Annotated in this window: 21 protein-coding genes; 9 read left to right on the top strand and 12 right to left on the bottom strand. The window is 62.9% G+C overall.

What is annotated here, in order from left to right; all coding sequences use genetic code 11:
• Window positions 1-286: 286 nt before the first annotated feature.
• Window positions 287-625, bottom strand: a complete 339-nt coding sequence (locus tag NKJ64_RS02620) for a hypothetical protein (protein WP_023672415.1) — start codon at window positions 623-625, stop codon at window positions 287-289.
• Window positions 626-954: 329 nt separating this feature from the next.
• On the opposite strand from NKJ64_RS02620, the gene NKJ64_RS02615 reads away from it, so the two are divergent.
• The 3 genes from NKJ64_RS02615 to NKJ64_RS02605 all read left to right on the top strand — a co-directional run bounded on the left by NKJ64_RS02615 (window position 955) and on the right by NKJ64_RS02605 (window position 2,740).
• Complete coding sequence (locus tag NKJ64_RS02615; protein WP_023672417.1) at window positions 955-1,506, top strand: DUF4142 domain-containing protein; 552 nt, start codon at window positions 955-957, stop codon at window positions 1,504-1,506.
• Between the two features lie 302 nt (window positions 1,507-1,808).
• The gene (locus NKJ64_RS02610; protein ID WP_023815012.1) at window positions 1,809-2,273 is read left to right on the top strand and encodes a cupin domain-containing protein; all 465 of its coding nucleotides are present in this window, start codon (window positions 1,809-1,811) and stop codon (window positions 2,271-2,273) included.
• A 74-nt stretch (window positions 2,274-2,347) separates the two neighbouring features.
• Window positions 2,348-2,740 carry a Rid family hydrolase gene (locus NKJ64_RS02605; protein WP_023828090.1) on the top strand — a complete coding sequence of 131 codons (393 nt, stop codon included), beginning with the start codon at window positions 2,348-2,350 and terminating at the stop codon, window positions 2,738-2,740.
• A 60-nt stretch (window positions 2,741-2,800) separates the two neighbouring features.
• Here NKJ64_RS02605 and NKJ64_RS02600 read toward each other — a convergent pair whose 3' ends face one another.
• The 5 genes from NKJ64_RS02600 to NKJ64_RS02580 form a co-directional block, all read right to left on the bottom strand.
• A complete protein-coding gene (locus NKJ64_RS02600; RefSeq protein WP_023815013.1) occupies window positions 2,801-3,340 on the bottom strand; it encodes a hypothetical protein in 540 nt (179 codons plus the stop codon).
• Complete coding sequence (locus NKJ64_RS02595; RefSeq protein ID WP_352461923.1) at window positions 3,333-4,577, bottom strand: hypothetical protein; 1,245 nt, start codon at window positions 4,575-4,577, stop codon at window positions 3,333-3,335. The genes NKJ64_RS02600 and NKJ64_RS02595 overlap by 8 nt, the downstream gene beginning before the upstream one ends.
• A 290-nt stretch (window positions 4,578-4,867) precedes the next feature.
• Window positions 4,868-8,371, bottom strand: coding sequence for a carbamoyl-phosphate synthase large subunit (gene carB, locus NKJ64_RS02590; RefSeq protein WP_352461921.1), 3,504 nt, complete (start codon window positions 8,369-8,371; stop codon window positions 4,868-4,870).
• Between the two features lie 235 nt (window positions 8,372-8,606).
• Complete coding sequence (locus NKJ64_RS02585) at window positions 8,607-9,659, bottom strand: SH3 domain-containing protein (protein ID WP_352461919.1); 1,053 nt, start codon at window positions 9,657-9,659, stop codon at window positions 8,607-8,609.
• Between the two features lie 248 nt (window positions 9,660-9,907).
• Window positions 9,908-10,684, bottom strand: coding sequence for a metallophosphoesterase family protein (locus tag NKJ64_RS02580; RefSeq protein WP_023705854.1), 777 nt, complete (start codon window positions 10,682-10,684; stop codon window positions 9,908-9,910).
• Window positions 10,685-10,863: 179 nt separating this feature from the next.
• On the opposite strand from NKJ64_RS02580, the gene NKJ64_RS02575 reads away from it, so the two are divergent.
• Window positions 10,864-11,334, top strand: coding sequence for a nucleoside deaminase (locus NKJ64_RS02575; RefSeq protein ID WP_352461917.1), 471 nt, complete (start codon window positions 10,864-10,866; stop codon window positions 11,332-11,334).
• 20 nt (window positions 11,335-11,354) lie between these two features.
• Here NKJ64_RS02575 and NKJ64_RS02570 read toward each other — a convergent pair whose 3' ends face one another.
• Window positions 11,355-11,711, bottom strand: coding sequence for an ArsR/SmtB family transcription factor (locus NKJ64_RS02570; protein ID WP_023683780.1), 357 nt, complete (start codon window positions 11,709-11,711; stop codon window positions 11,355-11,357).
• A 199-nt stretch (window positions 11,712-11,910) separates the two neighbouring features.
• Here NKJ64_RS02570 and NKJ64_RS02565 point away from each other — a divergent pair, with 199 nt between their 5' ends.
• Window positions 11,911-13,089: an MFS transporter gene (locus NKJ64_RS02565; protein ID WP_023683782.1), complete on the top strand. Its 1,179-nt coding sequence runs from the start codon at window positions 11,911-11,913 to the stop codon at window positions 13,087-13,089.
• A gap of 29 nt (window positions 13,090-13,118) precedes the next feature.
• On the opposite strand, the gene NKJ64_RS02560 is transcribed toward NKJ64_RS02565, so the two are convergent.
• On the bottom strand, window positions 13,119-13,583 hold the full coding sequence (locus NKJ64_RS02560) for a MarR family winged helix-turn-helix transcriptional regulator (RefSeq protein WP_352461916.1): 465 nt from the start codon (window positions 13,581-13,583) through the stop codon (window positions 13,119-13,121).
• A 176-nt stretch (window positions 13,584-13,759) separates the two neighbouring features.
• On the opposite strand from NKJ64_RS02560, the gene NKJ64_RS02555 reads away from it, so the two are divergent.
• Window positions 13,760-14,554 (top strand): SDR family NAD(P)-dependent oxidoreductase, encoded by a 795-nt coding sequence (locus tag NKJ64_RS02555; protein WP_023751208.1) that lies wholly within the window; start codon window positions 13,760-13,762, stop codon window positions 14,552-14,554.
• Between the two features lie 161 nt (window positions 14,555-14,715).
• Here the strand turns inward: NKJ64_RS02555 and NKJ64_RS02550 are convergent, their stop codons facing one another.
• Window positions 14,716-15,315: a LysE family translocator gene (locus NKJ64_RS02550; protein ID WP_352461915.1), complete on the bottom strand. Its 600-nt coding sequence runs from the start codon at window positions 15,313-15,315 to the stop codon at window positions 14,716-14,718.
• Window positions 15,316-15,402: 87 nt separating this feature from the next.
• On the opposite strand from NKJ64_RS02550, the gene NKJ64_RS02545 reads away from it, so the two are divergent.
• Window positions 15,403-16,281 carry a LysR family transcriptional regulator gene (locus NKJ64_RS02545; RefSeq protein WP_502902854.1) on the top strand — a complete coding sequence of 293 codons (879 nt, stop codon included), beginning with the start codon at window positions 15,403-15,405 and terminating at the stop codon, window positions 16,279-16,281.
• 62 nt (window positions 16,282-16,343) lie between these two features.
• Here NKJ64_RS02545 and NKJ64_RS02540 read toward each other — a convergent pair whose 3' ends face one another.
• The 3 genes from NKJ64_RS02540 to NKJ64_RS02530 all read right to left on the bottom strand — a co-directional run bounded on the left by NKJ64_RS02540 (window position 16,344) and on the right by NKJ64_RS02530 (window position 19,481).
• Window positions 16,344-16,994: a dihydrofolate reductase family protein gene (locus tag NKJ64_RS02540; protein WP_023727458.1), complete on the bottom strand. Its 651-nt coding sequence runs from the start codon at window positions 16,992-16,994 to the stop codon at window positions 16,344-16,346.
• A gap of 117 nt (window positions 16,995-17,111) precedes the next feature.
• Window positions 17,112-17,969: a protein-L-isoaspartate O-methyltransferase family protein gene (locus tag NKJ64_RS02535; RefSeq protein WP_352461914.1), complete on the bottom strand. Its 858-nt coding sequence runs from the start codon at window positions 17,967-17,969 to the stop codon at window positions 17,112-17,114.
• 153 nt (window positions 17,970-18,122) lie between these two features.
• Window positions 18,123-19,481 carry an Nramp family divalent metal transporter gene (locus NKJ64_RS02530; RefSeq protein ID WP_023672432.1) on the bottom strand — a complete coding sequence of 453 codons (1,359 nt, stop codon included), beginning with the start codon at window positions 19,479-19,481 and terminating at the stop codon, window positions 18,123-18,125.
• A gap of 257 nt (window positions 19,482-19,738) precedes the next feature.
• Between NKJ64_RS02530 and mntR the strand changes: the two genes are divergently transcribed.
• Both mntR and NKJ64_RS02520 read left to right on the top strand, forming a co-directional pair.
• Window positions 19,739-20,194 carry a manganese-binding transcriptional regulator MntR gene (gene mntR, locus NKJ64_RS02525; RefSeq protein WP_023672433.1) on the top strand — a complete coding sequence of 152 codons (456 nt, stop codon included), beginning with the start codon at window positions 19,739-19,741 and terminating at the stop codon, window positions 20,192-20,194.
• A 91-nt stretch (window positions 20,195-20,285) separates the two neighbouring features.
• Window positions 20,286-20,474 (top strand): hypothetical protein, encoded by a 189-nt coding sequence (locus tag NKJ64_RS02520; RefSeq protein ID WP_023672434.1) that lies wholly within the window; start codon window positions 20,286-20,288, stop codon window positions 20,472-20,474.
• Window positions 20,475-20,495: the final 21 nt, after the last annotated feature.

The raw sequence follows: 20,495 nt of genomic DNA, 5'->3' as shown, positions 1-20,495 counted from the left end.
GGCTTTTTTCTTGCCGCAATTCCCTGGGGAAAACGCTACGCGCTTTTCCCGGGAAAACCGGTTCCCACCTTTCCTGGAATTGCTCGAGCGCTGTTGAAAACCTCCGGATTGTGAACTGCTTCACATTGGCCGCCGCAACCGGATGCTACCTCACCATCCATGCCTTTCGACCGATGGCGGATCGACGACTGGCAGATGTGGAGGGGCTGCACCGGCATGTGTTCAGCCGCTCCTTGGCGGGTCCCAGGCGGGGGTTTGGGGCCCGCCAGTCGTTTTACGGTCGCCCTCAGATATCGGGCGCATTGCCGATCTTCTTTTTGAGCTCAATCGCCCAGGCGCGGCCCTCGTCGCCGCCCCACAACAGCCAGGCGATATGGCCGGCCGAAGGATTGTCTTCATTGCCGTAATTCTTGCCGCGCTTGTCGACCTCGTGGCGGGCGAAGTAGCTGACCATGCGGCGGATGGTGGATGGCGCCAGCTTTTCGCGGTTCTTGAGTTCCGTCGCCCGCGCGACGCCGATCTCGGTGCCGCCACGGCCGAACTGCTTGCGCAGCCTCAACCCCTTGGCGGCATTGTCGGCCACCACTTGCGGGCAGCGCAGATCGATCTCTTCATCCTCTTGCATGTGTCTCCCCAGCTCCGGAAGCCTAGCCTGCGGACCCAATGCGGGAAAAGCAACCGGTTCCCAATGCCGCGCCGTCCATCAGGACCAGGATCCGCGCGCCATCGGCGCGTGCGAGATCCTGTGGAACCTTATGGATGTCACGCCTGAGGTCGGCCGAACTGGACCGAACAGCTGCAATATGGCGAGGCGTGCTGTCCTGAGGTTTGTCCGCCAGGGGCTCGGGACGGCTCTTCGGCAGATGGTCGCTGACGAATAGTTCTCCGGACGCAACCCTGCCGCCAATGCCGCGTTTGATTAGCCGAGGGAAATTTTCAAATCGGAGAACTCAGATGAAAACGCTTCTCACCATTGCCGCCGTCGCCTTGTTCGCCGGTGCCCCTGCCGCCTTTGCGGCCAACTCGACTGCGGTCGCGCCTGCCATGGCCGCCAGCAAGGTCGATACCCCAACCTTCGTCAAGACGGTGCCTAGCTCCAACGAATTCGAAATCCAGTCGAGCAAGCTCGCCGAGGAAAAATCCAAGGCGGCTGACGTCAGGAAATTCGCCAAGCAGATGGTCAAGGACCACACCAAAGCCGGCAAGGAGTTCAAGGCGGCGCTGAGCCAGGGCCAGACCACCGGTTCGACCAAAGCCGCGGGGCCGGCCCTGCAGCCGAAGGAGCAGGCAATGCTCGACGAGTTGAAGAGCGCAAGCGGCAAGGATTTTGACGCCAAGTACATCCAGATGCAGACGGACGCGCACAAGGAGGCCGTAGCCCTGTTCAGCAGCTATGCCAACTCGGGCGACGACCCGGCGATGAAGGAATTCGCCAAGAAGACGCTGCCGACGCTGCAGATGCACGAGAAGCACGTGAAGGAACTCGCGGCCGCGCATCAGGGTTGAGGACGGGTGACTGGCCAGCAATAGCATTCTACGGCGCCCCCCTCTGTCCTGCCGGACATCTCCCCCACGAGTGGGGAGATCAGCAGCGTCGGCGCCGTGCTTTTCTTGCGACGGTGAAAATTGGCGAAGGCTGAGGCGACAGCCAATCTCCCTTCTTGTGGGGGAGATGTCCGGCAGGACAGAGGGGGGCGCCGTAGAGTGCGACGGCCGATGCCTGCCGTTGGCAAGGCATTGCGGCAAAGTGGCTCTGTGGCTGCGCCGGCAGTGACATACACTGCCGCCACCAATTCAATGGAGCTCCCATGCCCAAGATCGACCTGTCCACCGTGCCTGTCCGCAAGGGCTCCGGCTACCCCGCGCCCTTCGACGCCCCTTGCGCCGAGCGCACACGCCACCGCCTCGGCGATGCCGGCGGCCTCACCGATTTCGGCGTCAACCTGATGACATTGCCATCAGGCGGCTGGTCCAGCCAGCGCCACTGGCACAGCCATGAGGACGAGCTCGTCTATGTGCTGGAAGGCGAACTGGTGCTGGTCGAGGATGGCGGCGAGACGCTGCTCAAGGCCGGCGACTGCGCGACCTTTGCCAAGAACAGCGGCAACGGCCACCACATGATCAACCGCTCGTCCACAACGGCGCGCTATCTCGAAGTCGGCTCGCGCAATCCGGATGATCTCATCACTTGCTCCGACATCGACATGATGAGCCCGAGTTCGGATGGCAGGTTCCTGCACAAGGACGGCATGCCCTATCCGGCCCAGGGGTGAGGGCTGGACTATGGTTCGGCGCTGGCATCCGGCAACCGGCAGGATAAGCTCCCGGCAAACCCAGGGAGGACCCAGTGAAAAAAGAAGTCATCGAAGTGCCTGTCATGTCGGCCAAGGTGCGGGCGCTCGGGCTGCCCTGCTCGACCGCGGTCAGGGCCAATGGCTTCGTGTTCATCTCGGCAACGCCGCCGGTGGACATGGCGACCGGCGAGATGGTGCGCGGCGACATCGAGACACAGACCGAGGCGTCGCTGAAGGCGCTGAGACACTGCCTGGAGGCGGCAGGCACCTCGCTGGACAATGTGGTGATGGTGCGCATCTACGCCGTCAATTCCGGCTTCTACAACGCCATCAACCGGGTCTATGCCCGGTACTTCAGCGTCAACCCGCCGGCGCGCAGCTTCGTGCCGGTGGCGTCGTGGCCGATGGAGTTCGATATCGAGATCGAGTGTGTGGCGGTGGCGTGAAGGGTGATAAGCGGTCCGCGCTGCGGACGAAAAGCCAAGCGCTTGGCTTTGGAGTATTATCTAAAATGAAAGTTTCGAATGCAGTGCTCGACTGGCTGCAGGAAATGGTTTTTTGTAAATAGTCTGGTAGAGCGAGTCAATCGCGTCGACAATTGAACTAATCGCGCTTTTTACACTGGCTGTCGTAATCTGCGGGATGCCCTTTGGATGTGTTAGCTTATTTCGGAGCTTGATCGAGGTTCCCAACGCACTCCACCAGTTTGCCTGCTTGTCGAGAGGCTGGCCAGAGAAGTGTCTATGTAAAAACGTTATCCGATCTTCAAGCCGAGTCATCTTCAAGCCGTTAAGCTTGAATTGGCCGTTTTCAAGTCGAGCCTCTTGCTCAAGCAGAAACGCGCGTTCATGTACCGAAAATTCGGGTCGGATTGCGAGTTCCTCGCATATAGCGTTCACATGCGCCTCAAGAGAGGAAAACCCGAGCATTAAGGCTGCGTGTAAGCAGGCGTCTCGTCGGACTGCGTCATCGGTCGAGTTCGCGTTCTCGAGAAACCTCTTTGCCTCTTCTAAAAGAAGAGTAGCGAATATATCGATCTCAGCCATTGGCCGCTTTGGCTTTCAGTTTTTCGACTTCTAATGTGGCTACCTTTGCGTGATACTTTGCTATTGCGACGTCAATATTTGATTTTGAAATTCCTTCTCCGTTTTCGGACTGAAGGAAAAATAATTCAGCAAATCGACCTCGTTCTTTTGGGTCAGTTCGATACCCGAGTCCGCGATATTGCTCTGTATCCGTTTTGTGTCTTCCTTTTACCAAAGCGGCGACATTCAGCGGATCATGTCCACTAGAACCCGCCAGGTCGTAGTGCCGCTTCAGTCGCACCTCGTTGTTACGAAGCATGCCAGCGATAAAGGCCCAGGCCGCAACGACCGCTGGGTTGATCGCCTTTTCCGGATAGTCAGGTGGAAATTTCTTCGAGCCTTTAACGAACGCTGCTCGCTGTGCTTTAGTTAGCGCAGCGAACTCTTTGCCGGCGAATATCAACCCTGGATCGCTCCAAAGATTATCTTTCTTCGAATCTCTGAGAGCTTCCCACTCCGGATCAGCCACTCCTGTAGCGCAGAGTTCTGGAGTGGTTTCAGTAAGATCGAATTTTTTGGCGTCAACTCCCGCGCCTTGAAAATAGTTTAAGATAAATGTTCTTGCCAACTGAACTGATATGGGGCCGCCGCGCGAGCGCCGATCTGCGAAATCCTGACCAGAATTGAGCATTCCAACCGATTGGAACCAGTCGCGCAACTGCGGTCCCATCGCTGTCTCATGCATTCGATCAAAGAGATCTCCGGATATGGCTATGTTAGTGTTAGATATTAGCTGAACATCTAATCTTTGATCCATCTTTAGGTCGAAATATACTTTAACGCCGTGATATTCATCTATTCCATGTGCCAAAGCTGCCCGTATCGCTTCGAATCGATGCTGCCCGCCGATAATTTTGAGCGGATGAGGTTTATCGAATTCAAGCGTAAACTCGCCAACTATGTTGCTAAAGCTACGACGTTGCTTTGCATCTTCCATCATTCTGGCGTAAGCAGGAGCGTTTTCAACAATTTCGCGGTTCGCACGATACTCCGCCTGTTCTTCTGGATCGAGAGGAACATCGGTCGTACTTAGCGCAATGATCTTGTTGGCTTTGACATGACACTCGCAATAATGAGCCCCAGTCCTATGGTCAGTGATCAGCAGGATGTGAGGTGCTTCGAGTGGAGAAAATTGCTCTAAGAATTTGGAAAAATTTTCGCTCTGCATTGAAGCGTTTTGATCAATCTGCGACGACATAATTCTTCCCCCGAGCACTGCGTCTCAGACTCCAGGGAGCTAAGATTGCAGGCCGCCATTTTAGGGCATTGTTACTGGCGGATCTTGGGCGTGTCGAGCACAATAGGAATACTTCAAGTAGCTGCAAGCCGAGCCGAGGCTCCGGTACTCTGCACTGACGTTGGTCAGCGCGGCACACTCCCCTAGTACATCTGCTGATAAGGGTGGGTTTGTGTTTGGCGTCGGCGGGACAGCGCCCCCCTCTGGCCTGCCGGCCATCTCCCCCACAAGGAGGGAGATTGGCTAATCGCCTAGGCAAAATACTCCTGCAGCGGCCTGACCTCCAGGCTCCCCGCCTTCAGCGCCGCAATCGCTTCCGCCACAGCCGCAGCGCCCGACAGCGTCGTGTAATACGGCACCTTCTGCATCAGCGTTGCCCTGCGCAGCGATTTCGAATCCGACACCGCCTTCTGCCCGTCCGTCGTGTTGAAGACGATCTGGACCTGGCGGTTGCGGATGGCGTCTTCGATGTGGGGGCGTCCCTCAAGTACCTTGTTGATCTTCTGGGCGTCGACGCCGTTTTCGGCGAGGAAGCGCTGCGTGCCCGAGGTCGCCAGCACCTTGAAGCCGAGGCCGGCGAGGCGCTTCACCGCCGGCAATATGCCTTTCTTGTCTTCGTCGCGCACCGAGACGAACAGCGTGCCGGAGCGGGGGAGATCAACACCCGCGCCGAGCTGGCTCTTGGCGAAGGCGAGCGCAAAGTCGCGGTCGAGGCCCATGACCTCGCCGGTCGAGCGCATTTCCGGGCCGAGCAGGATGTCGACGCCGGGGAAGCGGGCGAAGGGGAAGACGGCTTCCTTGACCGCGATGTGGCCGGGGTTGCGGGGATCGGGCATGGCGCCGTAATGGGCGAAGGCGTCTTCCAGTTTCTCGCCGGCCATGATGCGGGCAGCGATTTTCGCAATGGGCCGGCCGATGGTCTTGGCGACGAAGGGCACGGTGCGCGATGCCCGCGGGTTGACCTCCAGCACATAGACCGTGCCGTCCTTGATCGCATACTGCACGTTCATCAGGCCGCCGACGTTGAGCGCGCGGGCAAGCGCCGCCGTCTGGCGCTCCAGCTCGTCGACCAGTTCGGAAGGCAGCGAGTGAACGGGGAGCGAGCAGGCACTGTCGCCGGAGTGGATGCCGGCCTCCTCGATGTGTTCGAGAATGCCCGACACAAAGGTCGACGTGCCGTCGCAGAGGCAGTCGACATCGACCTCGATGGCGCCGGAGAGATAGGTGTCGAACAAAAGCGGGTTCTTGCCCAAGAGCGTGTTGATCTGGCCGGTCTTGTCGTTGGGGTATTTCTGCTTGATGTCTTCCGGCACCAGGCCGGGCACGGTGTCGAGCAGATAGGATTGCAGCATGCTTTCGTCATGGATGATCTGCATGGCGCGGCCGCCCAGCACATAGGAAGGGCGCACTACCAAGGGGAAGCCGAGTTCGCCCGCGACGAGGCGGGCCTGCTCGACAGAATAGGCGATGCCGTTCTTCGGCTGGCTGAGGTTGAGCTTGTGCAGCAGCTTCTGGAAACGGTCGCGGTCCTCGGCGAGATCGATCATGTCGGGTGACGTGCCCAGGATCGGGATGCCGGCCTTCTCCAGCGCATCGGCCAGCTTCAGCGGCGTCTGGCCGCCGAACTGGACGATGACGCCGACCAGCTCGCCCGAGGCCTGTTCGGCGCGCAGGATCTCCAACACGTCCTCCGCCGTCAGCGGTTCGAAGTAGAGCCGGTCGGAAGTGTCGTAGTCGGTCGAGACCGTTTCCGGATTGCAGTTGATCATGATCGCTTCATAGCCGGCGTCGCGCAGCGCGAAGGCGGCATGGCAGCAACAATAGTCGAACTCGATGCCCTGGCCGATGCGGTTCGGACCGCCGCCGAGGATGACGACTTTTTTTCGCGATGACACCTGCGCCTCGTTGGCGAGCGCGCCGGCGAAGGGCACTTCATAGGTCGAGTACATGTAGGCGGTGGGCGAGGCGAACTCGGCCGCGCAAGTGTCGATGCGCTTATAAACCGGATGAACGTCGAGCTTTTCGCGAATCCTTTGAATCACTTCGGCGTCGGTCTTCGTCAGCGACGCGAGGCGGGCGTCGGAGAAGCCCATCGCCTTCAGCATGCGCAGGTTGACGGCGTCCTGTGGGATGCCGTGCTCGCGGATGCGGGCTTCCATGGAAACGATGCCGGCGATCTGTTCGAGGAACCACGGGTCGATCTTGCACATTGCGTGCACGTCTTCCAGCGAGGTGCCCATGCGGATCGCCTGCGCCACCATGCGCAGCCGGTCGGGCGTCGGCGTGCCGAGCGCGGCGCGGATGGCGTTGCGGTCGTCGGCGTGGTTGGCAGCTACGGCACCGTGGCCGAGGCCGGGGATTTCGATCTCGTCGAGGCCGGTCAGGCCGGTTTCCAGTCCACGCAAAGCCTTCTGCAGGGACTCCTGGAAGGTGCGGCCGATGGCCATGACTTCGCCGACCGACTTCATGGCGGTGGTCAGCACCGGCTCTGCGCCGGGAAATTTCTCGAAGGCAAAGCGCGGGATTTTTGTGACGACGTAATCGATGCTTGGCTCGAAGGAGGCGGGCGTGGCGCCGCCGGTGATGTCGTTCTCCAGCTCGTCCAGCGTGTAGCCGACAGCGAGCTTGGCCGCGATCTTGGCGATGGGGAACCCGGTCGCCTTGGACGCCAGCGCCGACGAGCGCGAGACTCGCGGGTTCATCTCGATGACGACGAGGCGGCCATCGGCCGGGTTGACGGCGAACTGCACATTGGAGCCGCCGGTCTCGACGCCGATCTCGCGCAGCACCGCGATCGAGGCGTTGCGCATCATCTGGTATTCCTTGTCGGTCAAGGTCAGCGCGGGGGCGACGGTGATCGAGTCACCGGTGTGTACGCCCATCGGGTCGATGTTCTCGATCGAGCAGACGATGATGCAATTGTCCGCCTTGTCGCGGACGACCTCCATCTCATACTCCTTCCAGCCGAGCACGCTTTCCTCGATCAGCACTTCGGTGGTCGGCGAGGCGTCGAGCCCGGACTGGACGATGTCGTAGAATTCGGCGCGGTTGTAGGCGATGCCGCCGCCTGTGCCGCCCATGGTGAAGGACGGGCGGATGATGGCGGGCAGGCCGACATGGTCGAGCGCCTGGGCGGCAATCGCCATGCCATGGCTGATGTAGCGCTGCTTGCGGTCGCCTTCGCCGAGGTTCCAGCGGGTTTCCAGCGCGTCGAGCGCGGCATCGAGGTCGGCAGGCGCCTCGGCCTTGACGGCGGCGCGCTCGGCCTCGTGCGTCTTGCGGTCGGCGTTCTTGACATCGGTGGCATTGGCAAGCATCGACTTCGGCGTTTCCAGGCCGATCTTCTTCATCGCCTCGCGAAACAGCGCCCGGTCCTCAGCCTTGTCGATCGCCGTGGCGTCGGCGCCGATCATCTCGACATTGTAGCGTTCGAGCACGCCCATGCGGCGCAGCGACAGAGCAGTATTGAGCGCGGTCTGGCCGCCCATGGTCGGCAGCAGCGCGTCGGGCCGCTCCTTGGCGATGATCTTGGCGACGACTTCAGGCGTGATCGGCTCGATATAGGTGGCGTCGGCCAGTTCCGGGTCGGTCATGATGGTGGCCGGGTTGGAATTGACCAGGATGACGCGAAAGCCCTCCTCCTTCAGCGCCTTGCAGGCCTGTGTGCCGGAATAATCGAACTCGCAGGCCTGGCCGATGACGATGGGGCCGGCCCCGATGATCAGGATCGACTTGATGTCGGTGCGTCTTGGCATCGTTGTGAGTTCCGTTCGGCGAGCGGCTTGCACGAAAAACCGGGACGGGAAGACCCGGCCGGTTGTGCTTGCGATTCTGGTATCAGGCTAGGAGGGCCTTATAGGGAAGAGTTTTGGGAGATGTAACCCCGAAAATGAGGCTAGGCAGTAGGGATTAGGCAGTAGGGATCAGGCAGTGGGGATTAGGCAGGAGCGAGGTTAAGGCGCCTATTGCCCATTCCCTACTGCCTGACACCTAATCCCCCAGCGCGAGCTGATCCGTAATCTCAAACCGCTCTGATACCCCGACGCGGATCATGTTGAGGGCGCCTTCCCTTGTGAAGCGGAACTCGCTGGGCGAATCCGAGTTGGCCGGCATCCCGGCAGAGAAGGAGATGACGCGGGTGCCGCCGTCGGGCCAGGTCACGGTGATGTCTGCCTTGTCGGCGCCATTGTGGACGATGTTGACGGCGCAGCGGGTCATCGGCTGGCCGACATAACGAGCGCAGGGGATGTCGGCGGTGGCGCCGAGGGCGGGCGGGGGTTCCAGCCGTGCAACGGTTTGCGTAGCGGTCGCAGCTTTGGCCTGGTCTGGCCGTGGCGTCGGGGATGGTACCCCCGGCGCGGACGCTGTATCCGGCGCTGCTCCCGCAGACGCGGCGGCGGCGAGTTCCGGCGTCCCTGTGGCCTCCGTTGCCGGAGCCTCTGTGGCGGGGATTTCATCCGTCGGCGGACTTTCATTCGCTGCGAAGGCAAGGCCGTAAGCATCCTGCATGGCGGTCCTGCCGATCTCGGCGGCGGACTTCGGCGCGCCTGGATTCGTGCCGCCAAGGCGCTCCGTCAGGTCGAGTGGAGCCGGCGCGGGTGCAGCCGGGGTGGGTGGAGCCTGAGTGGGTGCAGCCGGAGCGGCAGAGGCGGCGGGTGCAGTCGTCCGGGGCGCTGCGGCCACGTCGGCCGGCTGCGTCGACATGTCGGGCGCGAGCGTCGGGCCGCCGGCTTCAGCGCTGGCGGTCACCTGGGGCGGCGCGGCGTCTACTTCGACCACGGTCGGATTGTCGGGGATAAGATAGCGCGCGGGCGCCCAGCCTTTGACCAGTGGATTGTCAATCTCCTCGACCTTGCACCAGCGGTGGCCGTCCACTTCGTTGCAGCCGAAATTCCTGACGCTCGAGCCGATCGGCAGACGCGCCTGGGTTCTGCCGACCGGCGACGGCGTGGCGCGGATGTTGAGGAGATCGCCTGGGCCGAGCTCGGTCACGATGGAAACGATGTCAGCAGGCGCGTCCTCGGCATTGGCCGGCAAGCTCACCAACAACGGGCCCACCACCAACGGACCCGCCAACAACCGGGCTGCCCGCAGGAGCGGAGCGCCAGTCAGTCGATGCAAAATGGTTCGGATTGTGCGCCTCATCATTTGGCCGTGCGCCGATTACCCTTGCGGCAGCAGTCCTGCCGTATGCCAAGGCGGTTTTATAAGGGACGATACGCGGCCATGTAAGTCTGAAAATGCGTCCGATGTTTGGTGCCGCGAGGCGGAAGCAGGGCGCAGCCATGCGGTCAAGCGGAGCCTTGCCAAGAGGGTTTCGGCATGAAGCCGGTCCTCAGCGCATGCGCCCATTCCGGTCGGCCCGCCTGTGCGGCCTGTCTCGCCGCCGCTTCGTGGTCGTAGTCGACGGCGATGGTCTCGAAACGGTCTGGACCATCGCCATCCAAGGTGAGGATGCCGTAGCGCGCATGCGGGCTGCCTTGCTCCGAAACATGCGCCGGGGGCGTGTCATCTTCATAGGCGGGGGCGCCGACGCTGCCGGGATTGAAGAGCAAGGGGCCGCCGGGGATACGGACCAGTTCCGCGCGGTGGCTGTGGCCGCACAGCACGATGCGGCAGGCCGGGTCCAGCGCCTGCAACCGCCGCTGAATAGCGGCAAGCGGCGCGCGCACCAGTTGGCCATCGACGATCGCGTCGAGCAGGTATTTCTCGTCATGGTCGGGCCGCGCATGGAAAGCGACCACGCCGGGAACAATCTCCAGCGTGAAAGGCAGGGCGAACAGCGCCTCGCGCTGCGTCTCCGTCAGCCGCTCCTGGGCGTACCGGTCAGAAGCCCACATCGTATCGTCGGCCGGATCGACGGCGACGCGGCGGTCATGGTTGCCGCGCACAGTCGGCAGGTCGAGCGCTTCGAGCCGCTCGAACGTCTCGCGCGGCCAGAGCGGACCGGAGACGCAGTCGCCCAGGTTGACGGTTAGATCGGCGCCGCCGCGCCGCGCCAGATCGGCGAGCACGGCATCCAGCGCCAGCACATTGCCATGGATGTCGGCGAGAACGGCAATGCGCATGCGGCGGGCTCCTTGGTGCAGCCCCGTTGGAGGCTTGCGGCCCGTCTTCCTATCAAGGCGCTGCCTTCATTATCAAGCCTTTGAGATCGTTCGAGACAGCCGGGAGCTGGCTATCGCGGAAGCACTCCATCTGCTAGCGTCCACGCCGTTCCAGAGTTCATCTGGGGAGGGACCAGGCGATGACCCGCGACCAGATGGTTGCCCACCTCCGCGCCGCCAATGACGTCGCGCGCGAGACTGCCGCGCATGGGCACCATCCTTTCGGCTGCGTGCTCGTCGGCCCCGACGATCGCATCCTGATGCGGCAAGGAAACATCAACACCGTGCGCCACGCCGAAACCGAGCTCTCCCGGCGTGCCGCGGACGCCTATCCGCCGGAATTCCTCTGGTCCTGCACGCTGGTCACAACCGGCGAGCCCTGTGCGATGTGCACGGGAACGCTGTACTGGGCCAATATCGGCCGGCTGGTCTACGGCTTCGAGGAGACCAAGCTTCTCGCGCTGACTGGCAACCACGCCGAGAATCCGACGATGAACCTCTCGTCGCGCACAGTCCTCGGCTCCGGGCAGAAGCCGGTCGATGTCCACGGCCCTTTCCCCGAGATGGACGAGGAGCTCCTCGCCCCGCATATCGGTTTTTGGGAGCGCTAGGACCTTGACTTCTAAACCGGTTAGGCCGGCATTTCGATGTCGTGGCCACCGACGATGGGCAGTGCCGGATCATCTCCGGCCGCCGCAATCACGCTATCGAGCAGGCCGGGGAAGCGGGCGTCGAGGTCGGCGCGGCGCAGCGTGATCATCCGGTTGGTGCCAGCCACTTCGGCGCGGGTGACGCCGGCCTCGCGCAGTTTGGCCAGGTGATAGCTGAGATTGGTCTTGGAGCCGAGGTCGAGGAACCGGCTGCAGTTCAGCGGCACGCCTTCCTTGCTGGCGAGATAGCGCACGATGGCGAGCCGGGTCGGGTCGCCAAGCACGCCGAGCACAACCGGCAGGCTGATCTGGTCTGTATTGGGGTGCGGCAAAGTCATGGCCCGAAACTAAGCACAGTCGGTGGCGATTTCAACGCGTCCATGTTTCGCGGGCATGCACAGTCCGCTTCGCGATTGGCCCAATGGCTGTCCTGACACAGGGCTGTCAGCAGGCTTCAGCTATTTTCGTCTGGCTTCATTGACATCACGCTCTGTTATGTCCAATTGTTCAATAAGTTTTGAACTAAGGACACGCCCTATGGACAAGCGCCTCTTCTGGCTTGCGCTCGGATCGTTCACGATCTCGACCGAAGGCTTCGTCATCTCCAGCCTGCTGCCTGACATCGCCACCGACGCCCGCATTTCCATTCCGCTCGCCGGCACGCTGATCACCGCCTTCGCGCTGGCTTACGCCATCGGCACGCCGATCCTGGCAACGCTGACCGGCGAATGGGACCGGCGCCGCGTCATCTTGTGGACGCTGGCGTTCTTCGTCATCGGCAATGTGGTGGCGGCGCTGAGCTCGTCCTTCGAGCTGCTGCTCATTGCCCGCATCATCATGGCGCTGTCGTCAGGCCTGTTTGCCGCGACCGCTCAAGGCACGGCGGTGGCGCTGGTCGATGACCACCACCGGGCGCGGGCCATTGCAGTCGTCGTCGGCGGAACCACGGTGGCGGTTGCGCTGGGTGCACCGCTCGGCGCGCTGGTTGCCACGATAGCCGGCTGGCGCGGGACCTTCTTTGCCATTGCCGGGCTCGGCGCGCTGGTCGGCGCCATCCTGTGGTACCGGCTGCCGCGCGGAATTGTCGGCACCAAGCTGCCGCTCAGGCGGCGGCTGGCTGCGGCGCTGCGCCCCGGCGTCATGCCGATCCTGCTGACCACCGCTCTTGCCCTGATCGGCGCCTTCTCGGTGTTTTCCTATATCGCGCCGCTGGCCATCCAGAGCGGCGGCCTCAGCCCGATTGCGCTGCCCGGCATGCTGCTCGCCTTCGGTGTCGGCGCCGTCATCGGCAACATAGCCGGCGGCCAGGCGGCCGACCGTTTTGGTGCGACGCGCACCGTCGGCTGGTCTCTGGCGCTGAGCGCCGTCATGCTGGTGATGCTCTCGGTCATCCCGACCTTCCTGCCGCAGCATCTCGCCGGGCCGGCATTGATGGCCATGATGGTGCCGTGGGGCATGGTCGGCTGGGCATTTCCGCCGGCGCAGGCCAGCCGCATCATCAAGCTGGCGCCCGACGCCGCCCCGATCGTGCTGTCGCTCAACGCTTCGGCCCTCTATCTCGGCGTGGCGCTGGGTGCTGTGGTCGGCGGCGCCGTGCTGCGCTACGGCGTGCCGGCCGATCTCGGCCTGGTCGCCGCCATCTTCCCGCTGATCGGGCTTGGCGTGGTGCTGGCCGGCCGCTGGGCGGCCCGGCCGGTCGCCATGCCGGCCGAATAGATCTTTGCAAAGGACCGGCGGCCGCTCTTTCAGCTTGAAGGGGCGGCCGCCGGCACGTCGTACTCCAGCGCCGCGACTTCATCCAGCATAGCGCGCAGATCTGCCGCTCGCTGCTGGCCGACCAGCGCCTCGAAGCGCTGCTGGGCAATGGTCCACAATTTCGTCGTCTCCTCGAGCTTGGCCTGGCCTTGCGGCGTCAGCCGCACCCGCTTGACGCGGCGGTCGTCCTTGTCGGCGAAGGTGTCGACATAGCCGTCGCGGATCAGCGGCTTCAGCGTATGGCCGAGCGCCGAGAGATCCATGACCATCGCTTCGGCTATCGTGCCCATCGCCGGCTCGTTGCTGACATGGATCTGATAGAGCAGACCGTACTGCGTGCCCTTCAGACCCGAAAGCGAGATTACATCGTCATAGAAGCGGCCGAGCTTGCGCGCGGCGCGCCGCAGCGTGGCGTTGTTGCAAAGGCTAAATCCCGGCAGCGCGGTCTTGCTCATCACGACTCCTTGCCGGCAAAACCGCTGCCGGCCTGTCGCAGAAATAGTTTCTGCCGCCTCCGTTGACAAGATGGTGGTATATGCCTACTTCCGGAAAGTGGTACATGCCACTAATTGGAAATCAGGGCGAGGCGAGTTCATCGACCTGTCTCGCCGGGCAAAAAAGGAACAGGACAATGAGTGGACAGGACAACAAGGGTACCGCAGTCGTCACCGGCGCATCGGCCGGCATCGGCGCGGTCTATGCCGACCGGCTGGCCGGGCAGGGCTACGATCTGGTGCTGGTGGCGCGGCGCGCCGACCGGCTGGAGGAACTGGCTGAAAAGCTGCGTTATGCCTACAAGCGCAAGGTCAGCGTGATATCAGCCGATCTTGCCGACGACAATGATGTGCGCCGCGTCGAGCAGGCGATCGCAGCCGACGACAGCGTCACGCTGCTGGTCAACAATGCCGGCATTGGTGGCCAGGCCGTGGTGGCAACGGCCGACGCCGACGAGGCCGAGCGCATGATCAAGGTCAACGTCATCGCCTTGACCCGCCTGACCCGCGCCGTTCTGCCGGGGCTTCTTGCGCGCAACCGCGGCGCCATCGTCAACATCGCCTCCGTGCTCGCCTATGATACCTCGTTCGGCGGCATCTACAGCGGCACCAAGGCCTACGTCGTCAACTTCACCGAGGCGCTGCACCGCGAAGTCGCCGGCACCAATGTGAAGGTGCAGGCGGTGCTGCCGGGCGCGACCCGCACCGATTTCTGGGAGCTTGCCGGCGGCGACATCGACAATCTGCCGAAGGAGATCATCATGTCCGCCGACGATATGGTCGATGCCGCGCTTGTGGGCCTATCCAGGGGCGAAGCCGTCACCGTGCCGGCACTTGCCGACACAGCCAAGCTGGACACGTTCCTCGGGGCAAGGCAAGTCTTCTACGGCAACCTGCACGCCGACAAGCCGGCTGCCCGCTACGCGGCCTGAGGAGAGAGCTGGTTCGCTTCGCGGACCAGGACCCCACCCCGCTCACTACCTTCGCGACCCTCCCCACCAGGGGGAGGGTAAAGTGCGCGCTCCCCTACCTCCCCCTTGTGGGGAGGTCGGACCGCAGGTCCGGGTGGGGGTACTGGCGCCGACCTCTGCGTTTACGCTCCCCGCCACATCGGAATGATCGACGCAGCCAGCACCAGCGCCAGCACGATGTTGAGCGCGCGCCATTGCCATTCGGTCTTGAGCAGCCGTGCCAGCACCATGCCCGCGACGCACCAGATCGACAGCGAGACGGCTGCAGTGAGGCCGAACGTCGAGCCGAGCAGCAGCGCGAGTTGTCCCGGCCCGTCGGCAAGGGCTGCGAACGAGGCCGCCGCCCCCAGTCCCATCGCCCAGCCCTTCGGGTTCATCCATTGAATGCCGGCGCCGCCGAAGAAGCTGTTGGGTTTTGCCATCGCCACATCGAGATTGGGCGGCCCGGCGCGGCCGATCTTGATTGCCAGCCAGATGAGATAGAGCGAGCCGATGATTTTCATCGCCAGTTGCAGCGAAGGCATGGCCAGCAGCAGACCGGCGAGCCCGGCGGCGGCAGCAGCGGTCACGGTGGCGAGACCGGCGGCGCTGCCGACCAATAGGGGAACGGAACGGCGAAAACCGAACTGTGCACCTGAGGCAGTCGACAGGGTGGTGGCGATGCCGGGCGTGACGGTGGCCACGAAGGCAAACAGGATGAGCGGAAAGATGGGCTGCAACATGAGGCGTCCTCCATCGAAGGCCCTACGGTAGACTTCTGCATACTTCAGTAAATGCAATGTTTGCGATGGTTGGCATTAGCAGATATAATGCCAGCCATGATCCGTAACCTCGACACAGCGCTGATCCGCACCTTCGTCACTGTCGCCGACAAGGCCAGCATGACGGCGGCGGCGAACGCGCTGCATCTGACGCAAGGCGCCGTCAGCCAGCAGATCAAAAGGCTGGAGGAGGCGCTGGGCTGCAGCCTGTTCGAGCGCGACCGGCGTGGCTTGCGGCTGACGCGGCTCGGCGAGCGGCTGTTCGGCAAGGCAAAGCGGTTGCTTGGCCTCAATGACGAGATCTGGGCCGAGATGGCGGGCACCGAGGTCGCCGGCCAGGTGCGGCTCGGTGTTCCCTATGACCTTGTCGGCACCTTGCTGGCGCCGGTGCTGAAGGCCTATGCCGAGACCTATCCGCAGGTCGAGATTTCACTGCTCTGTGCAGCTTCGCCGGACCTTGCTGCTGCCCTTGCGGCCGGCACCATCGATCTTGCCGTTATCGAGGAGCGGGTCGGCCCGTCCGCCGGTGAGTGCCTGGCCATTGACCGGCTGGTCTGGGTCGGGGCCAAGGGCGGCGTCGCCCGCGCCAAGCGGCCGCTGCCGGTGTCGATCGTCGCCGACACCTGCGCCTTCCGCCCGGTGGTGCTGTCGGCGCTGAACGAGCACGGGCTGGAATGGCGCACCGTGTTCGAGAACGGCAACATCGACGCGACGACCGCGACAGTGCGCTCCGACCTTGCCGTCACCGCCTGGCTGGCCTCCACCGTGCCTGCCGATCTTGACATCCTGGCTTTTGATGCCGGGCTGCCGCCGCTGCCGAATTTTTCCATCAATCTGCATTTGCCGAGGTTTGGCGCGGCGCCTGCCGCGCAGGAGTTCGCGCGGTATATCCGGGATGGGCTGGAACGGCGGGCTGTGGCGGCTTGACAGAACTTGCATTTCCTCTCCCCCGTCGATCGGGGGAGAGGAAGGTGCCAAGCCTGTCCCTGTTACTTCCAGTTCTTACGCCGCTCGAGCTCGGCCTCTGACGGCTTCTGCGTAGCGAACGACCCGACCTTGACCTCACCCCCGCGTTCGTAGGTCGCCATGATGACGCCTGTGGTAGTGGCCTGCGACTTGACCAGCTTGAAAGCGGCGGGCATCGCACCACCATCGAACAGCCGCTTGCCCTTGCCCAGCAGCAGCGGGAAGATCATCAACCGGATCTCGTCGATCAGCCCGTTGGCCAGCAAAGTCTGGATCAGCTCGCTCGAACCCTGGATGAGCAGGTCAGGCCCATCTTCCTTCTTGAGGCGGCGCAACGCCGCGACGATATCTTCTCCAAGCCATTGCGTATTTTCCCAGGTGAGCGAATCCGGCCGATGCGTCGCCACATATTTAGTCGCAGGGTTGAAGGCATCTCCGATGGCATCTTTCTGATACGGCCAGTAAGCGGCGAAGATGTCGTAGGTTCTGCGGCCGAGCAGCAGGGCGAAGGGTTTGGAGAACAATTCCTCCATGGCCACCCCCGCCACCTCGTCGAAGTAGTGGAACGTCCAGCCGCCGAATTCGAAGCCGCCAACCGGGTCTTCTTCCGGGCCGCCTGGCGCCTGCATGACGCCGTCGAGGCTGACGAAGGTGGAAGCGATGATCTTTCGCATTGGATTTTCCTTTTCCAGGATCCGCGCCGTCAGGGCCGGATTTCGATCTAAGGACGGACAGGCCGGCGGCCGCCCGACAGGCGTTGGCAAAAAAACGCTGCCGGCCGACAAGGGTACCTACCGCCGTCGCCCGCCGCCAAGCGCGTGCGACGAAAACCAGACATCGCCGATGATGGCGGTGGCGGTCCGGTCCGGCGCCCTGTCTGATGTCAGCCAGATCGAACGGCTGCGCGCCGCCTTCTGGAGGTCGGGGATTTTGGCCGCCGAACCGGCCGCCGAGGCGCCGACGCAGGGGATGAACCACGAGCGCATGAAGGGGTCGCAGGCAAAGCCCTTGTCGTTGCGGGTTACCACCACGGCCAGGCCGACGCCCTGGGACGGACGCCAGGGAAAGATCATGCGGCCGCCCGCTTTCAGCGCCCGAAGCCAAGGACACGGCGGTGCGACGACACCGGCATTGACATAGATGATGTCGGACGGCGGCAGATCGCCGGTGACGGCATCGCCGTGGACGACGCTTACATTGCCGTAGGTCTCGAGATTCTTTGTTGCTCTGGCAGCAAGATCTGCCTCTATTTCGAAGGCGGTCACCGGGCCGGGCGCAACCAGCCGCGCCAGCAAGGCGGTGTAGTAGCCTGTGCCGGCGCCGATATGGGTGACGGCCTCATCCGGTCTGGGGGCGATCCTGCCGATCCACATGGCGTGCAGGGAGGGTTCGCCATTGTTGATGCCCTTGTCGGCATCGAGCGCCACCAGCACGTCCTGATAGATGTGAACAGGATCGGCGCTCGGCGTCATGATCTTGCCGTTGCCGGTGGTGAGCGCCCTGCCGGCGACTACCGCCCAGGGTCCGGGACCGAGAAAGGCCTCGCGCGGAACGGTGGCGAACGCCTCTTCGAGGCGCGGATCGGCCGAGCCGGCATTGGCCGCCATCAGCTGCGCGTAAAATTTCCTGGCGTCTTCGACACTTGTCATGATGGCCGGTAAGATAGCGCAAGCCGCCGGTTTGTCGCCGTCTTGAGCAATTCCAGGAAAAGTGTGAGGCGGCTTTCCGCCCGGAATTGCGTCAAAACAAGAGATAGAGCAGTTCGCCGTTTCGGCGAAACGGCGAACTGCTCAAGAAGAAACTCAGCCGACGCCGAAGACGGTGTCGTAGAGCAGCTTGAAGTTGAGCACCAGGATGACCGCCGCGACGACCCAGGCGAGGACCGCCACGCCGCGGGGAATGGCAAGGTTGCCCATCTTCTTCTTGTCGGAGACGAACTGCACCAGCGGGATGACTGCGAAGGGCAGCTGCATCGACAGTACCACCTGGCTGAAGACCAGCAACTGGCCGGTGCCCTTTTCGCCATAGAGCGCGGTGACGACCACCACCGGGACGATGGCGATGCCGCGCGTCAGCAGCCGGCGCGCCCATTGCGGAATGCGCAGGCGCAAAAAGCCTTCCATGACGATCTGGCCGGCAAGCGTTGCCGTAACCGTCGAGTTGAGGCCGGAGGCCAGCAGCGCCACCGCAAACAGGATCGAGGCGATGCCGAGGCCAAGCAGCGGAGACAAGAGCTCGAAGGCTTGGCCGATCTCGGCGACATCCTGATGGCCGGTGCCATGGAAGGCCACCGCCGAGACGATCAGGATCGAGGCGTTGACGAACAGCGCCAGGACGAGCGCGATGGTCGAGTCGGTCGTCGCCCATTTGATGGCGTCGCGCTTGCCTTTTTCGGTCCGTTCATAGGCGCGTGTCTGTACGATCGAGGAGTGCAGGTAGAGATTGTGCGGCATCACCGTGGCGCCGATGATGCCGATGGCGATGTAGAGCATCGCCGGATTGGTGACGATCTCCGTCGACGGCACGAACATCGAATGCAGGATCGAGCCGACCGGAGGGGCAGCGGCAAAGATCTGGATGGCGAAACAGCCGAAGATGATGATCAGAAGCGCGATGACGAAGGCTTCGAGATAGCGGAAACCCTTGTTCATCAAGAGCAGCACGATGAAGGCGTCGAGCGCCGTCAGCAACGCGCCGCCGATCAGCGGAATGCCGAACAGAAGCTGCAGCGCGATCGCCGTGCCGATCACCTCGGCGAGGTCGCAGGCGATGATGGCGAGTTCGCAGGCGATCCACAGCACGAAACTGACGGGACGCGGATAATAGGCGCGGCAGGCCTGGGCGAGGTCGCGGCCGGTGGCGATGCCAAGCCGGGCGGCAAGCGCCTGCAGCAGGATCGCCATCAGGTTGGACAGCATGATGATGAACAATAGCGTGTAGCCGAACTGGGCGCCGCCGGCGAGGTCGGTGGCCCAGTTGCCCGGATCCATATAGCCGACCGAGACCATGTAGCCCGGTCCCATGAAGGCGAACAGGCGACGGAACCAGACGCCGGACTGCGGCACCGCGATCGTGGAGTTCACCTCGCGCAGGCTGGGAGGATTGTCCTCCGGTCTGTCAAATCGCCAGGATGATCCCAAGGTAGCGTCAGCTTCGGACATGGAGGGCTTTCCACTGGGTGGATCGGTTGACGTCATCCTATCTATGCCAGGGCTCAACATTATGCAATAGGCTATATTTCATTGTATGTGCTTCCTGTTGCGCCGACCGGCAGGCCGGCAGGGGATCGCAAACGCCGGTTGCGCCTGCCATGGAATGGAAATAAACGGCTGGAACAGTTAAGCCCGTGCTATGAATGGCAAAGGGCGATTGCTTTGCCCAAAGCCGATTCTTGTCAAAAGATAGGAAGGAGCGCGTGTTGGCGCTGAAGCACAGACCGGTTGGACGCGAGGAGCCGCTGCCGGACGCCGAGATTCATTCGAAAGGGTTCCGGCAGCAGCGCGAAGCGCGCCGCGGCGCGCTGGTCGAGGATTATGTCGAGCTGATCGCCGACCTGATCGAGGACGGCAATGAGGCGCGTCAGGTCGATATTGCTGCGCGGCTGGGTGTCGCCCAGCCGACGGTGGCCAAGATGCTGACCAGGCTGTGCGCCGACGGGCTCGTTTCCAGAAAACCCTATCGCGGTGTGTTCCTGACCGACGCCGGGCGCAAGGTGGCGGAAGAGAGCCGCATCCGCCACCAGACGGTAGAAGCGTTTTTGCGTTCGCTCGGTGTCAGCGCCGAGACGGCGCGCATCGATGCCGAGGGCATCGAGCATCATGTCAGCGCCGAGACGCTGGAAGCCTTTCGCAAGGCGATGATCGCGCCGCGCTGAGGGGTGCCGGGGCCGCACCACTGGAACCTCCGCACGTCAGGCTCGTTGCTCCTGACGTTGCGCGTGATTGTTGCGCGCCAAGGAGGAAAACATGGGCGTCGAACAGGCACCGACCGCGAAGGGCAAGCAGGCGGCCGAGGGTTTGAGGCAGGCAGCGGCAAAGGACGAACGCAAGACCGAGGTCGAAACCGGCCATGCGCTGAAAAAGGGCGCCGCGCGTTTCGAGGAACGCTCCAAAAGCTCGGACGGCAAAAGCGCCGGCACCAAGCAGAAGATCTGATTCTGTTCGCAAGCGGCAACC

This window comes from Mesorhizobium sp. M0062 (genome assembly GCF_040323125.1).
In the GTDB taxonomy this organism is placed as follows: Bacteria; Pseudomonadota; Alphaproteobacteria; order Rhizobiales; family Rhizobiaceae; genus Mesorhizobium.
The sequence above is the reverse complement of the archived record's forward strand: the minus strand, read 5'-3'. Positions and strand labels throughout refer to the sequence as shown.

Bases quoted from the DNA above. Each gene is read 5' to 3' on its own strand.
- NKJ64_RS02610 (WP_023815012.1), top strand. From the start codon at position 1,809: ATGCCCAAGATCGACCTGTCCACCGTGCCTGTCCGCAAGGGCTCCGGC.
- NKJ64_RS02620 (WP_023672415.1), bottom strand. From the start codon at position 625: ATGCAAGAGGATGAAGAGATCGATCTGCGCTGCCCGCAAGTGGTGGCC.
- NKJ64_RS02555 (WP_023751208.1), top strand. From the start codon at position 13,760: ATGAGTGGACAGGACAACAAGGGTACCGCAGTCGTCACCGGCGCATCG.
- NKJ64_RS02540 (WP_023727458.1), bottom strand. From the start codon at position 16,994: ATGCGAAAGATCATCGCTTCCACCTTCGTCAGCCTCGACGGCGTCATG.
- NKJ64_RS02580 (WP_023705854.1), bottom strand. From the start codon at position 10,684: ATGCGCATTGCCGTTCTCGCCGACATCCATGGCAATGTGCTGGCGCTG.
- NKJ64_RS02560 (WP_352461916.1), bottom strand. From the start codon at position 13,583: ATGAGCAAGACCGCGCTGCCGGGATTTAGCCTTTGCAACAACGCCACG.
- NKJ64_RS02545 (WP_502902854.1), top strand. From the start codon at position 15,403: ATGCCAGCCATGATCCGTAACCTCGACACAGCGCTGATCCGCACCTTC.
- carB (WP_352461921.1), bottom strand. From the start codon at position 8,371: ATGCCAAGACGCACCGACATCAAGTCGATCCTGATCATCGGGGCCGGC.
- NKJ64_RS02550 (WP_352461915.1), bottom strand. From the start codon at position 15,315: ATGTTGCAGCCCATCTTTCCGCTCATCCTGTTTGCCTTCGTGGCCACC.
- NKJ64_RS02535 (WP_352461914.1), bottom strand. From the start codon at position 17,969: ATGACAAGTGTCGAAGACGCCAGGAAATTTTACGCGCAGCTGATGGCG.
- NKJ64_RS02570 (WP_023683780.1), bottom strand. From the start codon at position 11,711: ATGACTTTGCCGCACCCCAATACAGACCAGATCAGCCTGCCGGTTGTG.
- NKJ64_RS02565 (WP_023683782.1), top strand. From the start codon at position 11,911: ATGGACAAGCGCCTCTTCTGGCTTGCGCTCGGATCGTTCACGATCTCG.
- NKJ64_RS02595 (WP_352461923.1), bottom strand. From the start codon at position 4,577: ATGTCGTCGCAGATTGATCAAAACGCTTCAATGCAGAGCGAAAATTTT.
- NKJ64_RS02575 (WP_352461917.1), top strand. From the start codon at position 10,864: ATGACCCGCGACCAGATGGTTGCCCACCTCCGCGCCGCCAATGACGTC.
- NKJ64_RS02530 (WP_023672432.1), bottom strand. From the start codon at position 19,481: ATGTCCGAAGCTGACGCTACCTTGGGATCATCCTGGCGATTTGACAGA.
- NKJ64_RS02520 (WP_023672434.1), top strand. From the start codon at position 20,286: ATGGGCGTCGAACAGGCACCGACCGCGAAGGGCAAGCAGGCGGCCGAG.
- NKJ64_RS02600 (WP_023815013.1), bottom strand. From the start codon at position 3,340: ATGGCTGAGATCGATATATTCGCTACTCTTCTTTTAGAAGAGGCAAAG.
- NKJ64_RS02615 (WP_023672417.1), top strand. From the start codon at position 955: ATGAAAACGCTTCTCACCATTGCCGCCGTCGCCTTGTTCGCCGGTGCC.